This is a genomic window from Halopseudomonas salina (assembly GCF_008641105.1).
Window position 1 is genome coordinate 1 of sequence record NZ_VTTI01000019.1, and the last position, 23,358, is coordinate 23,358.

19 protein-coding genes and 1 pseudogene are annotated in these 23,358 nt (G+C 56.6%); 9 read left to right on the forward strand and 11 right to left on the reverse strand.

Going from position 1 to position 23,358, the window contains the following annotated elements; genetic code table 11:
* From FZF01_RS18820 to FZF01_RS18830, 3 genes and pseudogenes are all read left to right on the forward strand, one after another.
* Window positions 1-805, forward strand: a pseudogene (locus FZF01_RS18820) (ATP-binding cassette domain-containing protein); the annotation flags it as partial.
* Window positions 806-929: 124 nt separating this feature from the next.
* Window positions 930-2,267, forward strand: coding sequence for an NADP-specific glutamate dehydrogenase (gdhA, locus tag FZF01_RS18825; RefSeq protein WP_150278233.1), 1,338 nt, complete (start codon window positions 930-932; stop codon window positions 2,265-2,267).
* A gap of 55 nt (window positions 2,268-2,322) precedes the next feature.
* Window positions 2,323-2,679 (forward strand): PilZ domain-containing protein, encoded by a 357-nt coding sequence (locus tag FZF01_RS18830; protein WP_150278232.1) that lies wholly within the window; start codon window positions 2,323-2,325, stop codon window positions 2,677-2,679.
* A gap of 8 nt (window positions 2,680-2,687) precedes the next feature.
* Here the strand turns inward: FZF01_RS18830 and radA are convergent, their stop codons facing one another.
* On the reverse strand, window positions 2,688-4,067 hold the full coding sequence (radA, locus tag FZF01_RS18835) for a DNA repair protein RadA (RefSeq protein ID WP_150278231.1): 1,380 nt from the start codon (window positions 4,065-4,067) through the stop codon (window positions 2,688-2,690).
* 136 nt (window positions 4,068-4,203) lie between these two features.
* Between radA and FZF01_RS18840 the strand changes: the two genes are divergently transcribed.
* From FZF01_RS18840 to FZF01_RS18855, 4 genes are all read left to right on the forward strand, one after another.
* On the forward strand, window positions 4,204-4,968 hold the full coding sequence (locus FZF01_RS18840; protein ID WP_223825484.1) for an EAL domain-containing protein: 765 nt from the start codon (window positions 4,204-4,206) through the stop codon (window positions 4,966-4,968).
* A complete protein-coding gene (locus FZF01_RS18845) occupies window positions 4,961-6,400 on the forward strand; it encodes a hypothetical protein (RefSeq protein ID WP_150278230.1) in 1,440 nt (479 codons plus the stop codon). The genes FZF01_RS18840 and FZF01_RS18845 overlap by 8 nt, the downstream gene beginning before the upstream one ends.
* 44 nt (window positions 6,401-6,444) lie before the next feature.
* On the forward strand, window positions 6,445-6,864 hold the full coding sequence (gene mscL, locus FZF01_RS18850; RefSeq protein WP_150278229.1) for a large-conductance mechanosensitive channel protein MscL: 420 nt from the start codon (window positions 6,445-6,447) through the stop codon (window positions 6,862-6,864).
* Window positions 6,865-6,937: 73 nt separating this feature from the next.
* Complete coding sequence (locus tag FZF01_RS18855; protein WP_150278228.1) at window positions 6,938-8,071, forward strand: methyltransferase; 1,134 nt, start codon at window positions 6,938-6,940, stop codon at window positions 8,069-8,071.
* Window positions 8,072-8,074: 3 nt separating this feature from the next.
* Here FZF01_RS18855 and FZF01_RS18860 read toward each other — a convergent pair whose 3' ends face one another.
* The 5 genes from FZF01_RS18860 to FZF01_RS18880 form a co-directional block, all read right to left on the reverse strand.
* A complete protein-coding gene (locus tag FZF01_RS18860) occupies window positions 8,075-8,224 on the reverse strand; it encodes a DUF2256 domain-containing protein (RefSeq protein WP_150278227.1) in 150 nt (49 codons plus the stop codon).
* Window positions 8,221-9,762, reverse strand: a complete 1,542-nt coding sequence (locus tag FZF01_RS18865) for a cryptochrome/photolyase family protein (protein ID WP_150278226.1) — start codon at window positions 9,760-9,762, stop codon at window positions 8,221-8,223. The genes FZF01_RS18860 and FZF01_RS18865 overlap by 4 nt, the downstream gene beginning before the upstream one ends.
* Entirely contained in the window at window positions 9,759-10,073 is a 315-nt protein-coding gene (locus tag FZF01_RS18870) for a DUF6482 family protein (protein ID WP_150278225.1), read from the reverse strand. Before FZF01_RS18870 ends, FZF01_RS18865 begins: the two co-directional genes overlap by 4 nt.
* Before the next feature lie 68 nt (window positions 10,074-10,141).
* Entirely contained in the window at window positions 10,142-10,663 is a 522-nt protein-coding gene (locus tag FZF01_RS18875) for a TIGR00645 family protein (protein WP_150278224.1), read from the reverse strand.
* A 398-nt stretch (window positions 10,664-11,061) separates the two neighbouring features.
* On the reverse strand, window positions 11,062-13,497 hold the full coding sequence (locus FZF01_RS18880; protein ID WP_150278223.1) for a Lon protease family protein: 2,436 nt from the start codon (window positions 13,495-13,497) through the stop codon (window positions 11,062-11,064).
* Window positions 13,498-13,651: 154 nt separating this feature from the next.
* Between FZF01_RS18880 and FZF01_RS18885 the strand changes: the two genes are divergently transcribed.
* Window positions 13,652-15,160, forward strand: a complete 1,509-nt coding sequence (locus FZF01_RS18885; protein WP_150278222.1) for an amidase — start codon at window positions 13,652-13,654, stop codon at window positions 15,158-15,160.
* 10 nt (window positions 15,161-15,170) lie between these two features.
* Here FZF01_RS18885 and FZF01_RS18890 read toward each other — a convergent pair whose 3' ends face one another.
* The 4 genes from FZF01_RS18890 to FZF01_RS18905 form a co-directional block, all read right to left on the reverse strand.
* Complete coding sequence (locus FZF01_RS18890) at window positions 15,171-16,019, reverse strand: uroporphyrinogen-III synthase (RefSeq protein ID WP_150278221.1); 849 nt, start codon at window positions 16,017-16,019, stop codon at window positions 15,171-15,173.
* A gap of 31 nt (window positions 16,020-16,050) precedes the next feature.
* Window positions 16,051-17,505: a DUF3336 domain-containing protein gene (locus FZF01_RS18895; RefSeq protein ID WP_150278220.1), complete on the reverse strand. Its 1,455-nt coding sequence runs from the start codon at window positions 17,503-17,505 to the stop codon at window positions 16,051-16,053.
* Between the two features lie 53 nt (window positions 17,506-17,558).
* Window positions 17,559-19,337, reverse strand: a complete 1,779-nt coding sequence (locus FZF01_RS18900) for a wax ester/triacylglycerol synthase family O-acyltransferase (protein WP_188434407.1) — start codon at window positions 19,335-19,337, stop codon at window positions 17,559-17,561.
* Window positions 19,338-19,776: 439 nt separating this feature from the next.
* A complete protein-coding gene (locus FZF01_RS18905) occupies window positions 19,777-20,859 on the reverse strand; it encodes a calcium/sodium antiporter (RefSeq protein WP_150278218.1) in 1,083 nt (360 codons plus the stop codon).
* Between the two features lie 224 nt (window positions 20,860-21,083).
* Between FZF01_RS18905 and FZF01_RS18910 the strand changes: the two genes are divergently transcribed.
* Window positions 21,084-22,187 (forward strand): DUF2855 family protein, encoded by a 1,104-nt coding sequence (locus FZF01_RS18910; protein WP_150278217.1) that lies wholly within the window; start codon window positions 21,084-21,086, stop codon window positions 22,185-22,187.
* Between the two features lie 19 nt (window positions 22,188-22,206).
* Here FZF01_RS18910 and FZF01_RS18915 read toward each other — a convergent pair whose 3' ends face one another.
* The gene (locus FZF01_RS18915; RefSeq protein WP_188434408.1) at window positions 22,207-23,043 is read right to left on the reverse strand and encodes a helix-turn-helix domain-containing protein; all 837 of its coding nucleotides are present in this window, start codon (window positions 23,041-23,043) and stop codon (window positions 22,207-22,209) included.
* Window positions 23,044-23,358: the final 315 nt, after the last annotated feature.

A 23,358-nucleotide genomic window follows, 5' to 3' on the forward strand; every position in this document is an offset into this window, starting at 1 on the left:
CGTCAGGGGGCCAAGGGCCGTCAGGCAAAATCCAAGGCGCGCATGCAGCGCTTCGAGGAGCTGCAGTCGCAGGAATTTTTTCGCCGGTCCCCGACTGGGCGACAAGGTCATTGAATTCAACAGCGTGAGCAAGGGGTACGGTGATCGCGTTTTGATCGACGACCTGAGTTTTGCAGTACCCAAGGGTGCGATTATCGGTGTGATCGGTGGTAACGGCGCCGGCAAGTCCACCCTGTTCCGGATGATCACTGGGAAGGAGCAACCTGACAGCGGCAACATCGATATCGGTGAAACGGTCGAGATTGCCAGCGTTGACCAGAGTCGAGACGAACTGGATGGCAAGAAGACTGTCTGGGAGCAGGTCTCCGACGGCTTCGACATGATCAAGGTGGGTAACTATGAAGTGCCCTCCAGGGGTTATGTAGGGCGTTTCAATTTCAAGGGCGCCGATCAACAGAAGTTCGTCAAGGATCTGTCCGGTGGTGAGCGTGGACGCCTGCACATGGCGCTGACACTCAAGAAAGGCGCCAACGTGTTGTTACTCGACGAACCTTCCAACGATCTTGACGTAGAAACCCTGCGTGCACTGGAAGAGGCTCTGCTCGACTTCCCCGGCTCTGCCATAGTTATCTCTCACGATCGCTGGTTCCTCGATCGTATCGCCACACATATCCTCTCCTACGAGGATGAAGGGAAGGTCACCTTCTTCGAGGGTAACTACACCGAGTTCGAAGCCGACCGCAAGAAGCGTCTTGGCGAAGCTGCCGCCCAACCTCATCGGGTACGCTACAAGAAGCTGGCCTGAGCTCAGGCAGGCTGCCGGCTTTCTGCCGGCAGCCCCCCTCCTTTTGTTGCCAGGTGTTTACTGCGGCCAATGGCCCCGATTGCTCTGCTAGAGTCTTGGCATTCATAAAATCCAAGAGGCCGGCATGAGTCAGACCCTGAGCGAGTACATAAAGGAAATGCAGCAACGCGATGAGGATCAGCCGGAGTTTCATCAGGCAGTGGAAGAGGTTCTCACCAGTCTCTGGCCCATGCTGGAAGAAAATCCCGAATATTTCGATAACGGCATTATCGATCGCCTCATAGAGCCCGAGCGCACCATCATCTTCCGCGTTCCCTGGGTAGACGATGCGGGGAAAGTGCGGGTCAACCGTGGCTATCGGGTGCAGATGAACAGCGCTATCGGCCCATACAAGGGAGGGCTGCGTTTTCATCCTTCGGTGGACCTGGGAGTGTTGAAGTTTCTCGCCTTCGAGCAGGTTTTCAAGAATGCGCTTACCACTCTGCCGCTTGGCGGCGGCAAGGGCGGTGCAGACTTCGACCCAAAGGGTAGAAGCAACGGCGAGATCATGCGTTTCTGCCAGTCGTTCATGACTGAGCTATCACGCCATATCGGCGAGGACCTTGATGTCCCAGCTGGCGATATCGGCGTCGGCCCACGGGAGATAGGCTATCTCTATGGTCAGTATCGTCGCCTGAGCAATCGCAACACCTCCGCACTCTCTGGCAAGGGCCTGAGCTACGGCGGTAGCCTGTTGCGCACCGAAGCGACCGGCTACGGGGTCGTGTATTTCACGCAAAGGATGCTCAACACCAGGAGCATAGGCATCGAGGGGCAACGCATTGCAGTTTCCGGTGCAGGGAACGTCGCCCAACACGTCGTTTACAAACTGCTGCAGCTCGGCGGTATCGTTGTGTCAATGTCCGACTCCACCGGCACGTTGCACAGCCCCGACGGATTGACGGACGATCAATGGCAAGCGATCGTGGAGCTGAAAAACAGCAAGGGCGGTAGTTTCAAGGATCTGGACCAGCACAACGGCCTGCATTTTCTGGAGAAGCAAACTCCCTGGCACCTTGAATGCGATATTGCCATTCCCTGCGCTACGCAGAACGAGCTGAATGGCGACGATGCCCGCACACTACTCGACAACGGGTGCCAGTGCGTGACTGAAGGAGCAAACATGCCCTCGACCAATGAAGCCGTCGAGGCTTTCCAGCAGGCACGCATCCTGTTTGGCCCCGGCAAGGCAGCCAACGCCGGCGGAGTTGCCGTGAGCGGACTGGAAATGGCGCAGAATGCGATGCACCTGCACTGGAATGCGAAGAAAATAGATGAACGCCTGCAGGAAATAATGAGCTGCATTCATGAGTCATGCGTGGAATACGGCAAGCAACAGGATCATATCGACTACGTGAAAGGCGCCAATCTGGCGGGGTTTGCCAAGGTAGCTGAGGCAATGCTTGCGCAGGGAGTGATCTGACAATGCAAATTGCAGCTATAGTGGAGGGTACACGTATCATGCCAAGGCAACAGCCATGAGTGACGACCGCCGCCGTTTTACCCGCGTCCCCTTTGACGCACAAACCAGTCTGCGCCAGGACGGTGTAGATATCGATGTTCAATTGGTCGATTTGTCGCTGCACGGGCTACTGGTGCTCGAACCCAAGGACTGGGCGAGCCTCAGCAACACTGGCCAGTTCGATGCCGTCATCGAGCTGGCAGAAGGGAGCCAGATACGCATGGACGTGCACCTGGCCCACGCAGAGGAAGGCTTGCTGGGATTCGAGTGCGATTACATTGATCTGGACTCGATCAGCCATCTCAAACGCCTGGTTGCGCTCAATACGGGTGACGAAAAACTACTGGAGAGAGAGCTCGCCGGCCTGCTCTGACCCCTCTGTCAGTCGAAAATAGCCGATAACGCTTCATCAAGCCGCGTTACGGCTACCACCTGCATGCCCTTGGGACTCTCTTTCGGTGCATTCGCCTTGGGCACTATGGCGCGGGTGAAACCGTGCTTGGCCGCCTCCTTCAATCGTTCCTGCCCACTGGGCACCGGCCGAATCTCCCCTGACAAACCCAGCTCACCGAACACCATCAGATCCATGGGCAGCGGACGGTTACGCAGGCTCGACATGACCGCAGCCAGCAATGCCAGATCGACCGCAGTCTCCAGCACCTTGACGCCGCCCACCACATTAACGAAGACGTCCTGATCATAGGTAGCTACGCCGCCATGCCGATGCAGTACGGCTAGCAGCATGGCCAGCCGGTTCTGGTCCAGACCCAGGGTCACCCGCCGCGGGTTGCCCAGGTGAGAGGTGTCAACCAGGGCTTGAACTTCCACCAGCATGGGCCGGGAGCCTTCCCATGTGGACATCACCACGCTGCCGGGGATGGGCGTGTCGTAGCGCGAGAGAAAAATCGCCGAGGGATTTGAAACCTCCTTCAGGCCCTTGTCGGTCATTGCAAATACGCCCAGCTCGTTGACCGCCCCGAAACGGTTCTTGACCGCCCGCAGCATGCGCAGGCGCCCATCGGATTCGCCTTCGAAGTACAGTACCGTGTCTACCATGTGCTCGAGTACCCGCGGCCCCGCCAGGGAGCCCTCCTTGGTCACATGCCCCACCAGAAAGATCGCCGTCCCGCTCTGCTTGGCATAACGCACCAGAAGCGCCGCACTTTCCCGCACCTGGGCAACGCCCCCGGGGGCCGATTGCAACTGTTCGGTAAAGATCGTCTGGATGGAATCCACCACCATCACCCGGGGTTTCTCCACCCGCGCTGTGGCAATAATGCTTTCGATACAGGTTTCGGTCATTACCCGCAGACGTTCCTCTGGCAGACCCAGACGTCTGGCGCGCATAGCCACCTGCTGCTGCGACTCCTCACCGGTTACATACAAGGCTGGCATAGTCTCGGCGAGTTGACACAAGGTTTGTAACAGGATTGTCGATTTGCCGATACCCGGGTCGCCGCCTATGAGTACGACCGACCCCGACACCAGGCCACCCCCCAGCACGCGATCAAGCTCGGAGGATCCGCTGGGCTGCCGGGGCACTTCTTCAGTGGACACCTCTGCCAGCGTCCGCACCTGCGCAGCCTGCCCAGCCCAGTGGCCGCTCCGCCCGGTTGCTGGACCAGTTCCACCTGTTGGCGTGGTGTCCACCACCGTTTCCACCAGCGTATTCCACGCCTGACACTCACCACACTGCCCCGCCCACTTGGAAAATGTCGCGCCACACTCGGTGCAACCATATATGCGCTTGTTTTTTGCCATAGAGCTCCCCGGGGACGGAACAAAGATGCTATTTTCAAAACAGATGGGCGTGTCGTTAAGCCGTCCGGCCTGACAGGCCAATGGCCAGCATTGTTATCGACTATACTCTGCCCGTATGTGAACAAGAGACCATTGTATGCCGACCCAGATCGAAATTCCCAAACCCTGCAAAGCCTGCCAGGACAACGAGCCACTCTGCTTTGACTTCACCATGGCATTTCAACCTATAGTCGACACCCGCGACAATAGCGTGTTTGCCTATGAAGCCTTGATACGTGGCACTGATGGCGCGGGAGCAGCGAGCATGCTGTCCAAAGTCAATGAAGACAATCGTTATATCTTCGACCAGTCATGCCGGGTCAAGGCCGTAGAGCTCGCCTCGAGATTGCAGATTCCCTGCTATATAAGCATCAATTTTCTGCCCAACGCAGTGTATCAGGCCGCAACCTGCATTCGCGCCACCCTTGAAGCCGCACGACGCTACAACTTTCCGACCAATCGGTTGATATTCGAGATCACCGAGAACGAAAAGCTGGTCGACAAGGAACACCTTAAAAGTATCATCAAGGAATACAAGCGCCAGGGCTTCAAAACTGCGATTGATGACTTCGGCGCCGGTTATTCCGGCCTGAACCTGCTGGCCGAGTTCCAACCAGACATCATCAAGCTGGACATGGACATTGTCCGCGATATCGATCAGGACCCTGTCCGCCAGGCCATTGTGCGGGGGATTATCGGCGTCTGCGAGGCGCTGAGTATCGACGTTATCGCCGAAGGAATCGAGAGTCTGGAAGAACTGACCTTGCTCCAATCGATGGGTGTTTTCCTGTTTCAGGGTTTCCTGTTTGCCAAGCCCGGATTCGAGCATCTTCCCGAGATAAGCTGGCCGGCCAATGTCTGATACTGCCAAAAGCAAAAAATCCGGGAAGGACTCCGTCGCCAAGCTGAATGAGCAATTGCTTGAAGCGCAATTCGAATTACGCAAAGCAGGCAAGGGCCCCATCCTGCTACTGATCGGTGGGAATGACCATGCCGGCAAGGCAGAGATTATTCATACCTTCTATGCATGGCTGGATAATCGCTTTCTCAATACTCGGGCTTTTACCCTGCCCAGAGGGCTGGAAAAACAGATGCCGCGCTTCTGGCGCTATTGCCGGACGCTTCCGCTGGACGGCGAGATCGGCTTTTATCTGGGCTCCTGGTATCACCAGCCATTGAGGGAGCTTTGCACGGGCCAGATCTCCGAGGAGCAGTTTGCCGAGCAGATGCAGGATATCCTGCGCTTCGAGCAGTTGCTGGTGCATGAGGGTGCGAGCGTGCTCAAAGTCTGGCTGGAGTATGACGATACAAAACCCGGCACCAGTGATTCACCGCCCACCACAACGGTGGCGATGCGTGAGTGGAGCGATCTTGAACCTGCAGAGTTCCAGAAAGTGCATAGCGCCGCAGAACTGATGATCGACCTGACATCCACCGAGGGCGCTTCCTGGAGCCGCGTATGCAGCAACAATGCAGAGCAACGGGACCTGTTTATTGGCCAACTGGTTCTTGATGCCATCCAGTCAAAATTGCAGGGTGAGAAACAGAGCGCTCGGCCCCATAGCTGGATTTCTTCCAGCCACGCCCGACTGGACGAACTGGATTACAGCCCTGCGCTGACCAAGGACGAGTACAGCATTCAGCTCGAGTATTATCAGGACCTGCTGCGTCAGCTGGTGAGACACCCCGACTTTTCCGGCCGCAGCCTGATGCTGGTATTCGAAGGCACGGATGCGGCGGGTAAAGGCGGCACCATACGACGCATAACAGAGTGCCTAGACCCACGCTTTCTGCGCGTGCATGGCACCCGAGCCCCGACTGATGAAGAAAGACAACAGCCTTATCTGATGCGTTTCTGGCGGCGCATTCCCGCCCCCGGGACCATTGTTGTATTTGATCGCAGCTACTATGGCAGGGTACTGGTCGAGAGAGTCGAAGGTTTTTGCAGTGCGGCACAGTGGCAGCGCGGCTACGGCGAGATCAATGATTTCGAGCACCAGTTGCGCCAGAGCGGCACCCTGGTTATCAAGTTCTGGCTGGCGATCACCCCCGAAGAACAGCTCGATCGGTTCAAGGCCCGTGAGAACTCGCCGCTCAAACGCTACAAGCTGACCGACGAAGACTGGCGCAATCGCAAGCAATGGTCCGCCTACCGCGAAGCAGTGCACGATATGCTGGAGTTCACCAGCCCCGCTGAAACACCCTGGCACCTGATATCCAGCGAAAACAAACGCCACGGCCGAATACAGGCATTGAAAATTGTTTGCGAAAGCCTGCAACACGAGCTCAAATAGATGCTGCTACCGCTCCAGGGAAGCACTACACAGGAATAGTTGCCATGCGTTTACTACATGAGTTCAAAGCGTTTGCAATGCGGGGAAATGTTGTCGAGATGGCGATTGGTATCATAATCGGCGCCGCCTTTGGCAAGGTCGTTTCGTCTTTTGTCGCCAACGTGGCAATGCCGCCGCTGGGCCTGCTGATCGGCGGGGTCGATTTTGCCGATCTGGCCATTGTATTAAGGCACGCCCAGGGTGAACTGCCAGCGGTAACGCTAGGCTACGGATTGTTTATCCAGAGCATCGTCGATTTTCTGATCGTCGCAGCGGCCATCTTTGTTGCCATCAAGGTGATGAATAACCTCAAACGCGAAGAGGTGGAAGAACCTGCCCCGCCACCCGTGGAAACACTGAGCAAGCAGGAAATACTGCTCGGTGAGATTCGCGATCTGCTCCAGCAGCAACGCCGGGAGCCATAGCAGTACCGAGGACGCCAACTGGGGTATACTGGGCCCCAGTTGTTTGTTCCTCTTCATTTAAAGCGGCATCCCCATGCAAACTTGCACCACCGCGTTTGGCTCACTGGAGCTAGAGCGCTACCCCGTCACCGAAAATCCTACCCTTCAGGCATTCGATACTGCAGATGTGTATCTATTGCAGACGCTTGCTGAACAGCCTGGGGCAGACCTGCCGGTGCTGGTCATCAACGATCATTTTGGAACCCTGGCATGCGCCCTGGCAAAAGCCAACCCAGCTCTGAAACCCCATAGCTGGAGTGACTCCGAGCTGGCCAGGCTGGCACTGGAAGCCAATCTGGCGCACAACCAGCTGGAGCCCGACGCGGTGGTTTTCATCGACAGTCAGCAGGCGCCGCAGGGACCCTACAAGCAGGTTCTGATCAGAGTGCCGAAAAGTCTGGCACTGATGGAAGATCAATTGTCCCGCCTGCGCGAACACCTGACCGATGATGCGACCGTGACTGCCGGCGCCATGCTCAAGCATCTGCCCCATGCGGCGGGTGACTTGCTGGCAAAACATATTGGCCCTTATCAGGCGTCGCTGGCGTGGAAAAAAGCCCGGCTTCTGACCGCCACGTTCGATGCGAATCTGGCGCCAGCCAAAGTTGATCTGACGACCGAGTATTCCCTGCCGGGTGTGTCAGTGGAGCTCACCAACCTGCCCGGCGTATTCTCCAGGGATAAACTGGATAACGGCACACGGCTCCTGCTCGAAAGCCTGCCGACCGCTGTAGGCGATCAACGCATCGTCGATCTGGGTTGCGGGAATGGCGCGCTAGGTATCAAGGCCGCTCAGCTCAACCCCGAAGCCCAGCTGGTGTTCATTGATGAGTCCCACGCGGCAGTTGCCTCGGCAAGGCTCAATTTTGCTCGCGCATTCCCCGAGCGGCAGGCCGAGTTTCTGGTCAGTGATGGACTCAAGGATATGCCACCCGCTAGTGTGAAGCTGGTGCTGTGCAATCCGCCCTTCCATCAGCAACAGGCGGTAGGTGACGAGGCGGCCAAGCGACTGTTTACTCAAAGCAGTGAAGCACTGGATGCCGAGGGCAGCCTGATGGTGGTAGGCAACAGGCACCTGGGATATCATGTGAAGTTGCGGGCCAATTTCGACAAGGTCGAGCAGTTGGCTGCCAACCCCAAGTTTGTTGTGCTCAAGGCCAGCCGATAACACCTAACCCGCTGGAGGTTGACCCTTCTGGCGGCGGCAACGTTCGGAACAGTATTTGACGTCGTCCCAGCAGCGTTGCCATTTCTTGCGCCAACTGAAAGGCAGCCCGCATTGCACGCAGACCTTGCTCGGCAGGTCTGCCTTTTTCCTCACAGGGCGTCGCCCTGATCCAATCGCTTGAGCAATGTCTCGCCCCAATCCCACAGCGCCTGCTGGTTCTTTTCTGTCATGCGGTCCAGGGTGCCATAGATCATTTTCATCCGGTGGTTGCCCTTGAATTGATCGCGGTGGCGCATAAGGAAGTGCCAGTACAGGGAGTTGAAAGGACAGGCCTTTTCACCGGTCTTCTCGGTGACCTTGTAGCTGCAACCCTGACAATGGTTGGACATACGCTTGATGTACTGGCCACTGGAGCAATAGGGTTTGGAGCCCAGATAGCCACCGTCCGCATGCATAACCATACCCAGCGTATTGGGCAACTCGACCCAGTCAAAGGCATCCATGTACACAGCCAGATACCAGTCGCATATCTGTTTTGGCTGGATGCCTGCCAATAGCGCAAAATTGCCGGTCACCATCAGGCGCTGGATATGGTGAGCGTAAGCATGCTCCAGAGTCTGGCCTATGGCTTGTTGCATGCAACGCATGCGCGTTTTACCGGTCCAGTAGAACTCCGGCAGATTCCGGGTGTTGCCCAGCGTATTCTTCTCGGCGTAATCGGGCATCAGTAACCAATAAATACCGCGCACATATTCGCGCCAGCCGATTATCTGCCGAATAAACCCTTCAGCCGCGTTCAGCGGTATATCGCCAGCCTGATAGGCTGCCTGTACGTCGAGACATACCCTGCGGGGATCCAGCAGACCAATATTCATCGCTGCGGCGATGCGCGCATGGAACAGAAACGGCTCGTGATCCGCCATCGCGTCCTGAAAATCGCCAAAGCGCGGCATGCCCTGTTCGAGAAAAGCGTCCCAGAGACTTTCTGCTTCCTTGGCTGTAACTGGATAATCAAAATACTCCAGCACCCCATAATGGTCTGCAAAGTGTTCGGCGACCAACGCCTCCACTTCGCAGGTTATCTTGTCCCGGGGGAAGTGCGGCTGGACCGGTATACGAACGTCTGCGGGCAACGCCTTGCGATTGTCCGAATCAAAATTCCAACTGCCTCCTTCGGGGCCCCCATCGGCATCCAGTAAAAACTGATGCTCTTTACGCATTTCGCGATAGAAAAACTCCATGCGCAGCTGCTTGCGGTCCCCAGCCCAATCTGCAAAACGGGCATGGCTGCACAGAAACCGGTCATCCTCAAGCACTTGCAACTCGGACCAGGTCTCTTTCAGGGCATTAAACGCATCCAACAACCGCCATTCGCCGGGCTCGCAGAGCAAAATGGATGCGGGCTGGAGACGCTTGCGCGCGCGTTCCAACTCCCCTGGCAGGGAACCCGTGTTGTCCTTGTCATCAAGTTTGATGTAATCAACGCAGAACCCTCGCGCTTCCAACTCCACGGCAAAATGCCGCATGGCAGACAGGATCAAGAGAATCTTCTTGGGATGGTGGGGCACATAGCACCCCTCCTCCCGAACCTCCGCCATGAGGATGCGATCAATTTCGGGATCTGCATCACGCAGGGTGACGAGGTCATGGCTGAGCTGATCACCCAGCACCAGAATCAGATTACGCGTCATGTGTGCAAGGGATACGTAAGACGCATGGGGGGCGCCTTGGGTGCGTTACTCTGCCCCGCAGGGCCTATTTCGTCGTAGACATTGTGGTGAATCAGATCAATGGTCTCCAGCGGTATCTCGACAAGCGTTCTGCGCGCTTCCTCGAAGGAGCGGAATGTCCAGGGCCGTTTGTCACCGGGCTCTTTTTTGAGAATCTCCTGGCGACTTTCCAACACCGCCTCGACAAGGTAAATGGAACCCTCATGGGAGAGTACATTCAGTTCAATAATCTGACCTTCACTGGCCATTTTGTGCAGTTCGTCGAGCGTCATCAAATCACTCCGGGGCAGGCATTTGAAAAACTATACCGTTGCCCCGGATGATGCTCCATTCGCAGGTGTTACATATTGTCCTTTTTCACTGACAGGGTGCCTTCGGCCTTGGCGATCTTGTCCAACAGGCCCATGCCAAATGCCGACACAACGAAGGTCATGTGAATGATCACGTACCACATCATCTTGTCGTTGGGGATGTTCTGCGCGTTCATGAAAACCTTGAGCAGGTGAATCGAAGAAATGGCCACGATCGAGGCGGCCACTTTCATCTTCAGCGAGCTCGAGTCCATTTTTCCCAACCAGCTCAGCTTTTCCTGACCTTCCTTGATATCCAGCTGGGAAACAAAGTTCTCGTAGCCGGAGATCATCACCATGACCAGCAAACCGCCCACCAGGGCCATGTCGACCAGCGACAACACCACCAGAATCAGGTCCGCCTCGGCAATGGCAAACAGATTGGGAAGCAGATGCACCACCTCCTGAAAAAACTTGACTGCAAGGGCAAAGAGGGCAAGCGACAGACCCAGATAAATTGGTGCCAGAATCCAGCGGGCAGCATACAAGACGGTTTCCAGTGCACGTTCCATATTCGTTGATACCTTTCTCAGTCAGGTTGCCCGCGTGTCGGGCAAGTTGTTCACAAATACTGTGGATAACTCTGTGGGTAGCCGGATATAAGTAGTGCGCAAGCCCGAGTAGAGCGGCTATCCGTGGCAGAGTACAAAAAACAGCCAGAATAATTGACTAGTAAATTCAAACACCTGTTGGCCACCATTTCATGCAGGCTACAGCTGGACAAAGACCATTTTTACTGAAGCACCTCCCCCTTGATGCACCTCACGGTTTTGAGGTATTGACAATTTCGGAATCCGTCTGCGACTTGAATATACTCCACACGATCTGTGGATAACTCTGTTAGTAAACATGGGAAACAATGCTGCGCGGCATGCCTGGGCTGGCATGCGCGCGATTGTTCATCGAGTGATCAAGTTCGACTGGCTGGTTTCGACACCTCAGCCTCGTTGGAACCGGACTCATCGTCACGCTGTAACTCTGCAATCTCTCGCAGCCGACCAACCACTCGTGCGTTGATGGTACCTTCAGGATAATGGCCTGAATCATCGGCTATGCCGGTTTCCTCGCCCGCCAGCAAACCCATAGCCTGGTCTACCTGACTGACCGCGTAGATATTGAACATGCCTGCCTCCACCGCATCAAGCACGCTCTGATCGAGCATCAGGTTAGGGATGTTGGCCCGCGGGATGATAGCACCCTGTGTGCCGGTCAATCCTCGTGCCAGGCACAGACGAAAGAATCCTTCGATCTTTTCGTTAACACCGCCCACAGCCTGCACCTCGCCAAACTGGTTTATCGACCCGGTAATGGCAAACCCCTGCTTCAAGGGCGTTCGCGACAGAGCGGACATCAGTGCACACACCTCTCCCAGGGAGGCACTGTCGCCATCCACGTAACCGTAGGACTGCTCCAGGGCAATACTGGCAGAGATTTCCAGGGGAAAATGCTGAGCGTAACGACTACCCAGATATCCGGTCAGAATCATCACACCCTTGGAGTGAATGGGCTGCCCGAGCTCCACCTCTCGCTCGATATCGACAATGCCACTGCCGCCGGGGTAAACGGTGGCACTGATTCGCGCTGGCACACCGAATACGGAATCTCCCACCTCCAGCACGGTGAGGCCGTTGCACTTGCCGACCTCGGCACCATCAGTATCAATCAGAATGACGCCGGAGAGCATATCCTCACGGATTCGCGCGCTGACGCGCCCGGTACGGGCTTCCTTGGCTTGCAGGGCTCTTTCGATATGCGCAGTGTCGATGAGCGGATCGCCTGCCAGTTGCCGGGTAAAATCAGCTTCTGCAACCAACTGGAAAATATCGCTGATACGCGCAGACAGCCGCTTCTGGTGCTCTGCCAGACGCGCGCTATGGGTCATGACTCGCGCGACAGCCGCGGCAGTAAGCGGCGCGATCCCCTCTTCCGAGGTCCGCGTCTTGAGCAGCTGAGCCATACTTTCGATACTTTCCGGGGTTCGGGGCAGATCCTCATCAAAGTCCACCAGAACGCGAAACATTTCCTGAAAATCCGGATCCAGGTCCTGCAGTGTGTAGTAGAGATGACGCGAGCCAATGATGATGACCTTGACGGCCAGCGGGATGACCTCGGGCGTCAGCGTCACAGTGGTCAACCGCCCCATATCGGCCCAGGGTGATTCCATCTTCAGTTGCCGTGACTGCAGAGCGCGCTTGAGAGCGTCCCAGACAAAAGGCTCACCCAGCAGCTTTTCCGCCTCGAGCACCAGGTAGCCGCCATTGGCCCTGTGCAATGCGCCGGGGCGAATATGCCGATAGCTGGTAATCAGGGCGCCCTGCTCGGAGCTGTATTCGATGCGCCCGAAGAGGTTGTCGTATGACGGATGGGGCTCATGCACCACCGGAGCGCCACCTGTATCGGCATGACCTACGATCAGGCTGGGGCAGTACTGTTCGGTAAGCAGCTGCTTTTTATAGGCCTCGGGGCGGGGTTCGAGTGCACGCTCGTCAACCAGCAGCTCGACAACGGTTTTCAAGAGGTTCTGGCGGACCAGGTTCAGGTAATCACAGACCGCCTCGTTGCCACTGTATTGCTCCAGCAGCGGCTCGAGGATCGGCTTGATCGCATCGGTGATGGTCTGCTCATTGAGCTCGCGTAGTTGATTACTGGATTCACGCTTCCATTGCGGCAAGCTTGAAAGTGCTTCGTTCAGCACCTCCTCAAGGGTGGCTATGTCCACATGAAAACGCTCGCGGACGTCCTCGGGGAGCTGCGCAAACTCGGCTTCGTCCAGTGCCTTGCCATCTTTCATCGGGGTGAAGGCGATATTCTGGGCGTCGCGATACACCGCAATATTCTTTTCCAGCGCCTTGCGTTCAACCGAATCGATCGCACGGTCATAGCGTTGATTAAAGCCCCGATCAATCGCGCTTTTTTTCTGCTGGAACGCCGGGTGCTCGAATACCGCCGGGAAAGTAGCCAACAGATTATCTATCAGCTTGTTTATATCTTCGAGCAGCCCGCTGGCTGTGCCAGGCGAAAGATTCAACGCCCAGGGCTCGCGAGGCTCGTCGAAATTATTTACGTACAGGCAGTCCTGGGGCGTTATCTGACGCTTGGCTTCAGCCTTCAGATAACGCATTACGTAGGAAAAGCGCCCTGTACCAGGCTCACCCATAACGAATACGTTGTAGCCCGAGCGGTGCATTGCTACCCCAAACTGCAGAGCCTCTACCGCACGATCCTGCCCGAGAATACCCAGAAAAGGCTCCAGGTCGTCAGTGGTAGTGAACCCCAGACTGTCCAGGTCGATTGGTGCGGTAAGCTGAGCGGGCAGCAGGCGAAGAGCATCGGCGTTGTTGGTCATCAAGCGTCCTTCGGGGTGGTTTGCATGCGAAGCGGCATTGTTGCCCTGTCAGCTTCCGCTGACAAGGGCAAAGCAGCGTTTGACTTGACGACCGAAGGTCCAATCGCGTTCTATTAGAGTAAATACTCAAAGACAATAACAAGGTGGCGCAAGCATGCCCTTCACTGTGCAGGAATACATTGAAAGCGATGCGACTGGTCTTGCAGAGCAGATCGCGACAGAAACCACCTCCGCCGGGGAGCTGCTGGATATCGCGCTGGAGCAGTATCATCGCCTCAACCCAAAACTCAACGCCGTCTGCCAGCCGATGTTCGAGCTCGCGCGTGACCGCACACAGCAGCAACTGACAGGGCCGCTTGCTGGGGTTCCCATCCTGATAAAGGATGCTATCCAGGACTATGCCGGGCTACCAACCGGTAACGGCAGCAAGGTTTTCAGCCGGATCCCGGCAACGCGACATTCACACATTGTGCAGCGTCTGCTCAATGCCGGCGCGGTGATTATCGGCAAAACCAACACCCCCGAACTGGCCCTCAAGGGCGTTACTGACCCCCAGGCCTTTGGCCACACCCGCAATCCATGGGATTTCACGCGCACCCCTGGCGGTTCCAGTGGCGGCTCGGCAGCGGCGGTTGCTGCCGGTATGGTGCCACTGGCTGGCGCCAATGATGGTGGTGGTTCGATCCGTATTCCCGCTGCCTGTTGCGGCCTGCTCGGGTTAAGACCCAGCCGCGGACGCGTCTCGGTGGGGCCCGCCCATGGCGAGATTTGGGAGGGTGCCTCAAGTGATCTTGTTGTGTGTCGCAGCGTACGCGATGCTGCCTTGTCCATGGACATTCTGGCGGGCCCGAATCAGGGGGATCCTTTTGTAATCACCTCACCTCAGACCTCTTTCCGCGATCTGGCTGCGCGTGACCCTGGGGTATTGCGTATCGGCTACACCACTCGATCGCCAGTAGATACGCCCGTTCACCCCGAAGCGGTGCGCGCCGTCGAAAATGCCGTAAAGACGCTGCAGTCATTGGGCCATGAAGTGGTCGAGGCGGAGCCCGATTACAACGGACAGGCCCTGGCCCGGTGCTACCTGAACATGTATTTCGGCCAGGTCGCCGCGACCCTGGATCAAGCGCGGGAAACGGGTGCACGGGATGAAGACTTTGAGTTACTGACCCGCGCCCTGGCCGCATTCGGACGCGGGATGACCAGCGCGAGCTATATCAACAGCCACCGTCAGTGGAATCAGTTCAGCCAGGCTCTCGGGACCTTTTATCAGCAACATGATCTGTATCTCACACCGACTATTGCCCATCCGCCAATACGCCACGAACAGGCCGAGCTTCCGGCGGGCCAGACTCGAGCCCTGCGCTGGTTGCTGGCTAGCGGCTTGTTGCCCATCCTGGCTCGCTGGGGAGCGATGGATAACATGGTGGAGGATATGGCTCGAAAGAACCTGACCTATGTACCCTTTACCCAGCTTGCCAACCTGACAGGCACGCCGGCAATCAGCGTACCACTGCACTGGACCGCCGAGGGACTGCCCCTGGGCGTCCAGTTCTGCGGACCCAGCGCCAGCGAGCCTCTATTGTTGCAGCTGGCCAACCAGTTGGAGCAAGCGCAGCCGTGGGCGCACAGGCGCCCTGAAATGAGCAGGATCAACCAATAGATCAGGAACCTTAATAATTTGGTACCGGACCAAGGGACTTTACCAACTCCCTGACCAGCGGCTTCATGAAGAAGCTGCTTTCCGGCATCAGGTCCACTCGCACATCACGGTTACGCAGCTCTTCAGCCACCACGGGGCCCACTGCAGCGACCTTCAATTGCCGCAACCCGTTGATCAGCGCCTGCTCACCGCATTGCCGTCGGCCTATCTGAAAGAGTCTGCGCACCTGGGTAGCGCTGGTAAAGGCAACCGCATCAAGCTGGCCATCCAGAATCGCTGCCACCAGCTCCTCCACCCGCGCGTCTTCCACATCGTCCGCATAAATATAGGGAGCCACGCTACTGGCGATGGCTCCGGCCTCACGCAGAAAATCAATCAGGGGCAGGTTGGGCTCGGTGCCATACAACTGCACCGCTACGCGCCGGCCTTGCAGATTTTCCTGTTGCAATGTGCGGATGACCCCCTCGGTCGTCGGCTCCAGAGCAACGAGATCAGCCTTCAGGCCGACACTACGCAGCGCAGTGCCAGGCTTGGGTCCGCGGGTAAGTTTGCGTACCTGCCCCAGCCTGGCAATGAAATCCTCACGCAAGCTGCCCCCCGCGCGCTCCGCCGTACCGAGCAAGCGCCGCAACCCCTCGCCGGTAAGCAGAATAAGATCATCCCATGGCTCGTCCACAAAGCCTTGTAGCCAGCCAGCTATAGCGTCCTGGTCGGGTGCGTCGTGAATGGATACCAGCGGACAACGCAGCACCCTGGCACCCCGGATTACCAGCATGTCAGCGAACAAATCCAGCTCACGACTTTCCGGTAACGCAATATGCCGCCCGGCCAGAGGCTGCGTCTCGACGATTTCGTTCATGTCCACTCCACCTGCAAAAGCACTATTGTGCCTACTTCTCCCACCCTCGACGATGAATGATTTCATCCAGGGTGCGACTGATAGCGGTGCAGTTGCGGACCATCTCGATTTTCTCCCAGGTGGAACGCTCGCCCTCATACAGTAGCCGATCCATTGCTTCACGCGAGGGCGCAGCGAGCAGTCGAACGGGATGGTCCCAGCGGTTACGCAGGAATATATTGATATCGGCCGTGTACTCCTGACGCAACACCCCGTAGGCCAGATGCTGCATCAGGTTGATCACCGGCGATTTGATACGGATATTGTCCCGGCCGAACTTCATGGCTTCAGCCGTGGTGCTTTTAATCAGGTTGGCCTGGTAATTGATAATCGCCCGCAAGGCAGTGGGCGGCGCGTCTGGATCAGGGGTTATCGCGAGCGCAGCAGGGTTGGTCATGCTCGATATAAAGTGATTCACACCGAATAGACGCGCCAGACGCTTGGCTGGCAGATCATCCGCAAAGGAGCCATCAATCCACTTCATATCCGGCAGATAGGGAACGGTTTCACCGTGGGCGTTTCGGCACATCAGCGTGACAGGGGGATAGATACCATAGATCGCGCAGGAGGCCATCACCGCGGAACGGATAAGCACGTTCGGTGAGGTCACCGTGTTAAGCAGCCGAGGGGCCTGCCGCCGCTCCAACCCGGTCACGGTGATGTTCAGTTTGCGGCCTGTCAGCTCGAACGCCTCCTGAAAGGTCAGATCAGGAATAATCTTGGCCAGATACTGGGTCAGGTTCTCGGCGTCCATCTTGGGTCGTGGGTTGCCAAAGAACGACAATGCAGGCCGAATGGCAGAGGTTTCCTCTATCTCGTGATGCAGACTGTCCAGACTCAGGCGGTGCTCGAGTTCCTCATCCACGTGGGTACAGGCAGTCGCAGCCAGGATGGAGCCGGCACTTGAGCCGGAGATGATTTCCGGTAGCAGTCCCTGATCAAACAGGGCTTTCAGCACGCCCGCGTGGAAAAAACCGAGAACCGCACCGCCACTGAGCATCAACGCCGATCGACCAAAGCAGTGGCTGGCCCGCAAAAAGAAATCCTGCTTCTCTTCCAGAGAAATGATGCTGTCGTCCACCTCATCGAGATCCTTCAGGGCACCACAGGTTTCCTCGATGAATTCGGTTATCAGATCCTTGGTGCCGAACTTGGCCTTGTTATACATCGACGGCTTGCCCATGCCGCCAATATTGCCGTGTATGCCCTCGTTCAGATCAAACAGCAGATCGTGATATTCGCCCTTGCTGCGTAATTCGCGCAGGCGATCCAGACGCTGACGAATGCCCAGATAATCATAGCTGTCGGAGGCGTCCGTCTGTTTCCAGTCCTCCATGCCGTTTTGTGCATCCCAGGCAGCGGCCAACCCCGCCCATTGTTCATAGGTCTCCGCCTGCTCCATTTCTCGCAGCAGGGTTTTGCTACGGACTTTTTCAAATAGTTTCATTGCAACCTCCGGTATGGCTGGCGCCTCTGGCGAGGCGCTCACCGATTGATGTTTCAGCTACCGTCCTGCTTTCTCTGCTCCGTCTGGCTGCTCGATGGCTCTACCACCAAAGCCTGTGCGGCTTTCGAAGACGCGGCACTGCTGGTTGGCACCGCCTCAAGACGCTTTTTCACTGGTGGCTCGACAGCTGGATCAGCCGTTTGAGCAATGGGGTTGGGGGCGGCCTTCTTGCGCGTTGCCTTGGGCTTTCCGGATGCTGGCGTCTTGGCTGCAGGTTTGGTGGCAGCCTTGGTAGCGGATTTGGCTTTGACCTTGGGCAGGCCATCTGCTTTTGCCGGGGTCGCCAGTTGGTTTTTTTCTGCTGCTTTGGCTGCCTGCACCTGACTGGCGGCTGCTTCATAGGCCCTCGCTTCAAGTGCCTCGGTGGCCTGCAGATATTCCTCGGTGGACTCCTTCATGCATTGAATATAGAAGTCCATGTCAGGCACCACGCCCCGATCAGCGACCACGCCCAGATTAAGTCGCTCATAGATGCCGGTCATGCCATGACTTATCGCCATACCATCACAGACGGGCACGAGCGGGAAAACCTCGCGAATTGCCGCACCAGCAAAGTAACGGGTGGTATTCCCGGGTATACCTGGCACATTGGTGATCACGGTATTGATCAGCGGTACTGCGCTGGTCACGTGCGTCTTGTTCTGCACCCAGGCGCCCAGGGCACGCATGGCCGGCGGCATCATGTCACCGGCTGAATTACTCAATTCGCAGAGTATTTCCTTGGCGATCGGAATGCCCCTGGCCGTGCGCGCCTGAACAGCCTGCAGGCGTTCCACCGGATCAGCCATATTGGTCCCGATGGCGATATACATCGCCGATATGAGATTGCCTCCCTCAACCTTCGAGTCCTCTGGACGAATCGACACAGGGCACATGGATACCAGGGAGTCCTTTTCGGGCAACTGGTTATGCTTGGCGAGGTAACGGCGCATCCCGCCCGCGATGATTGCCAGCAATACGTCGTTCAGGCTTGCACCCTTGTGCAACTGACGCATCCGCTTGAGCTCCGGAATGATCCAGGTATAGGCACCATAGGAACGGTGCGGTGATACGGCGGTATTGAAGATGGTCTTGGGCACCCGACGCTGCTCTGGCAGACCCTCCTTGCGAAACCGATTCGCCAGCTCAAGACTCTTGCGGGAGAAGTTGAATCCTGCCTTCATGCTGCGAAATGTCTGGCCGACCATGCGCGGTGCTGTTCGAGCCCACATCTCCATGCGGGTCGGGGCACGCTCGGCAACTTCAACCCGATCGCGGCGGCCGTATTCATGCGCGGAGGTTTCTTCCATCAACGCGGTACTGAGCTCCAGGCTGGACTTGCCGTCAACGTAGGCATGATGAAAACGGATCAGCACTGCAAAGCTGTTCGGCGGCACACCCTCGACGTTGTTCACGCCTTCTATGATGTACACCTCCCATGGCGCACGTTCCATGTCGACACTACGGGACATCGTACGCGCGGTAAAAATGCACAGCTGCCGCCAGTCACCGGGCTGGGGCAGACCCACATGCCGCACGTGATATTCAAGGTCAAAATTCTCGTCCTCCAGCCAGTAGGGATCATCCAGCTGAAAGGGCGCCTGCTCGAGCCGCCGGCGGAAGTAGGAGGTTGTATTCAGGCGGTCGGAAATGTACTGCAGAATTTCCTTGTGGCGCACGATACCGTCTGGCGCAGTGCTCTGATCGCAGAGCCAGAGGCTGCCAATCATCATTGGCTGGTTAGGAGCTTCGAAGTAGTAGAAATGCGAATCCATGGGTGTAAGTTGCTTCATTGCAATGGTCCTCGTGCGCCAAGATGGGTGTAAAAGTTTCATGGTCAATTTCCATGATTGACTCTTTCAACCGGCAGTGTATTGACTCCAATCAAAGATACACGCCAATAAATGCAAGGCATATGACAAACGGCAGTTCTAATAGAACAATCTAACCATGAGACACATCCGAACAATGCAATTATATGACCATGTAGTCACTTTTCCGATAAAAAGATTAGCTCAGGGAGTTGTCAAAGGTCGGAATAGTAAAAAGAAGGGCTCTGGCACGGGACTTTGCAACTGCAAAAAATATTCAGTTCAGACGAGATTGGAAAGGCAAAAAGGGGCATGGGAACGCTATGCAAACGCACCAGGGGGAAGCACGCAGTGACTGACTAACTGCCCTGCAACAGTGCAGGCTGGAGCGTGCAGGTCTCAGACCTGCACGCTCTCGGCATCAGGAGTTGATTGTTGTCTGGCGTGACCCACGGAACAGAATAACCAGTAGCGTCACCGCAGTAAGTGGCATGACGTAGTAGAGCATCGCGCTCGACAGACCGGGTACACCACCAGCGCCCCCGTCAGTGGTCACAACATGTACGTTGTAGACGATGTAGTACGCCATGAACAACAGGCCTTCCCAGCGATTGATGCGCAGACCGCTGATGAAGATCGGCAGACATGCAAGCGCAACCGCGAACATGACCAGCATATCGAAGCGCAGTACGGCTTCAGACACAGCGATGCCTGCCGGCGCGAGCATCGAAGAAACCCCAAGCACCGCCAGCAAGTTGAAAATATTACTGCCCACCACGTTGCCTACGGCAATATCACGCTGACCCCGGATGCTTGCAATAACCGAGGTCGCCACCTCGGGCAGAGAGGTGCCAGCCGCGACAATGGTCAACGCTACCACACGCTCGGAAACGCCCAGACTGGTAGCCATGGCTACCGCGCCACCTACCAGCCAGCGCGCTCCCAGCACCAGCATGACCAGTCCACCGAGCACCAGCAGAATATTGATCAGCGCCGAGCCACTCTGCTCTGGACCTGGCACACCCAACTCGCTGGCGTCATCTGGCCGGTTGGCACGGCGGCTGCTGATAATCAGAAACAGTGTATAGGCCACAATCAACACAAACAGCAGGATGCCATCGAAGCGCCCGAGAGAACCGTCCAGTGCGAGCAGTATTACCAGCAGACTGGCGCCGACCATGATCGGCACGTCAAGCCTGATCAACTGGCGTGAAACCACCAGCGGCGCGATCAAGGCAGACAGACCGAGAATGAACAGCACGTTGAAAATATTGCTACCCAACACGTTACCCAGCGCGATATCGCCCTGCCCGCTTAGTGACGCGCCCGTCGAAACTGCCAGTTCGGGTGCACTGGTACCAAAGGCGACTACCGTCAAGCCAATGACCAGCGGAGAAATACGAAAACCGGCTGCCAGACGCGAAGCGCCTTTTACCAGCACTTCGGCACCAGCAACCAGCAACACCAGTCCGATTACAAACAATACAATTACCATCAAGGTCATGATTGCAGCCCCTCCTGCAGGGCGATCGCCAGCGATTGCGGGCGCATCAATCTAGCACGCGCCACGTCTCGCGCCAGAGGCGGTACAAAAGATTACGTGGGGCGCTTTGGCCGGAATCTCGGGGCCGGTTATTACTCCCTATTGATCCTGTGATTCCGGGCAGACGCAGCGGTCCAGCTCAGGCAAGCTATGCTGAAACCAAAACTAGCAGGGAGTCCCATTTCATGACCGCCAGCAACCAGACTTTTGTCGTTGACCAGGCCAACCTCGACCAGTGCACCACGCTGGAAATGCCACAGGTGAATGCGGATCAACTCGTCGAGGGAGAAGCGCTATTGACGGTCGACCACTTCGCCTTTACTGCCAACAACATTACATACGCCGCCCTGGGCAAGCGATTCAAATACTGGGATTTCTTTCCGGCAGAAGCACCCTGGGGGCAGATACCGGTGTGGGGTTTCGCGGATGTCGCAGCGTCCAAGCACCCTGAAATCAAAACCGGCAGCCGGGTGTATGGGTACCTGCCCATGGCCAATCAGCTGGTAGTCAAGCCAGGCAAAGTCAGCAAGAGCAGCTTCGTGGATACCTCCGAACATCGTCAGCATCTTGCTCTGGCCTATAACCAGTATCTTTTCACCGATAGCGATCCGGCCTATCGGCCCGAACATGAAGCGTTGCAGATGCTGCTTCGCCCACTCTTGATCACCTCATTTCTATTGGATGACTTTCTGGCAACCAAGGACTTTTTCGGCGCCGACCAGATCATTCTCACCAGCGCTTCGAGCAAGACCGCTTTAGGACTGGCATTCATGCTCTCGCACCAGCGCAAGACCCGCGGCAAGCCGCTGACAATTACCGCTTTGACTTCAGCGGGTAACCTGTCCTTTGTCGAAAGCCTGGGATATTACGACCGCGTTGTCAGCTACGACGACATTGATCAACTGGACAGCAACCAGAGCACGGTCTCCGTCGACTTTGCCGGAAACGGCGAGGTGTTAACCGCACTGCACAAGCACTTCAAAGACAGGATGCTGTTCAGCTCGCTGGTCGGCGCAGCTCACTGGGATCAACGCGGTGGGGACAAGGATCTGCCAGGGGCCAAACCTGAGGTTTTCTTTGCGCCGGGCTATTGGGAAGTTCGCGGCAAGGAGCTGGGCAATGCGGCATTGATGCAACGCTTCGCTGAACTCTGGGCACCGCTGGTAGCATCAGTCGAAAGCTGGATGAAGATCACCACTGTCGAAGGGCAGGAAGCCGTTCGCAAGGCTTACCTGGACACACTGCACGGCAATATTCAGCCAGATCAGGGCCTGATCCTCAAGCCATGAGGCCTTAGAGGCAAGTCCGTTACGGCGGGCTTGCCAGATTGGACGTCAGGAAAACCTTGATATTCTTCTGCTGCCGCACGTAGGAAGGGGGATTCCCGTACCAACGTTTGTAGATTCGTGTGAATTGCGCCAGATCGGCAAATCCCGCCTCCTGAGCCACCTCCGTCAACGACATACCAGTATCCATGAGCCGAACCACCCTCAGATGCTTGAGCCAGTTCTTGTACTCGCGAAATGATAAACCGACGTTCTGCGTGAACACCCGGGACATGCGTGTATAACTGACCCCATTGCGCTCGGCCAGCTGTCTGAGACTGATGGCAGGATCCGAGCGTATCAACGCGGTCAGTTCTGCAGCAGAGGGCTTGGCACTCCCCACCGCAGACCCCGGCGCCAACAATTTGTGCATATGCGCCGATACCGCCAGGGTCTGATCCACATCTGCCCGCCCTTCATACAGTGCCATTAATTCCGCGTTCACAGCGTCCATCAAGCCCCGGTACACAGGCCTGAACCCGCTTGGCGGGAGCGTATTGACCAGGTAAGCGTAAAGGGGCGACTCGGGCATAATATAAAAACCCACCAGACCCGCACCCTCAGCGATTATCTTGCGCCGCAACAATGGCCCCGCCAGCAGAGCTCGGGCCTCCACACGCTGATTGCCAAAATCCACACTGAAGGGCTCTGCATAAGCGCTGATAAAGAGTACGCAGCAGTGAGTCTCCACCCACACAGGGCGGTCCAGCGGGTTGCAATAGAAAAACACCTGCTGCGAAAAAATATACAGCCGGTTTTCCTCAGCGGTACCGCGGCCACGATTGTGGTGGGATTGCACGTAATTCACGTCCCCTGCCATCCCTGAAATCTCCATAACTGATCGAGGTATCCTGCCAAAAAGCCAGCAAATGGGCCAATACAAATGACCATTCAAAGTAGAGTTCTATCCCCTGGCTCCCTACTTCTTTTCAAACCAACAATGGATCCTCCCCTCCACAAAAGTCATCCTCCCCCACCCACAAAAGTCATTCTTCCCCCCACAGAAAAGCCATCCTCGCCACCCATAAACGTCATCCTCGCGAACGCGGGGATCCATGTTGACCGGTACTAACCGGGCACATGGGTTACAGATCAAACCGGGCACATAGGTAACAGGTGATAGCGTATTGGCCTC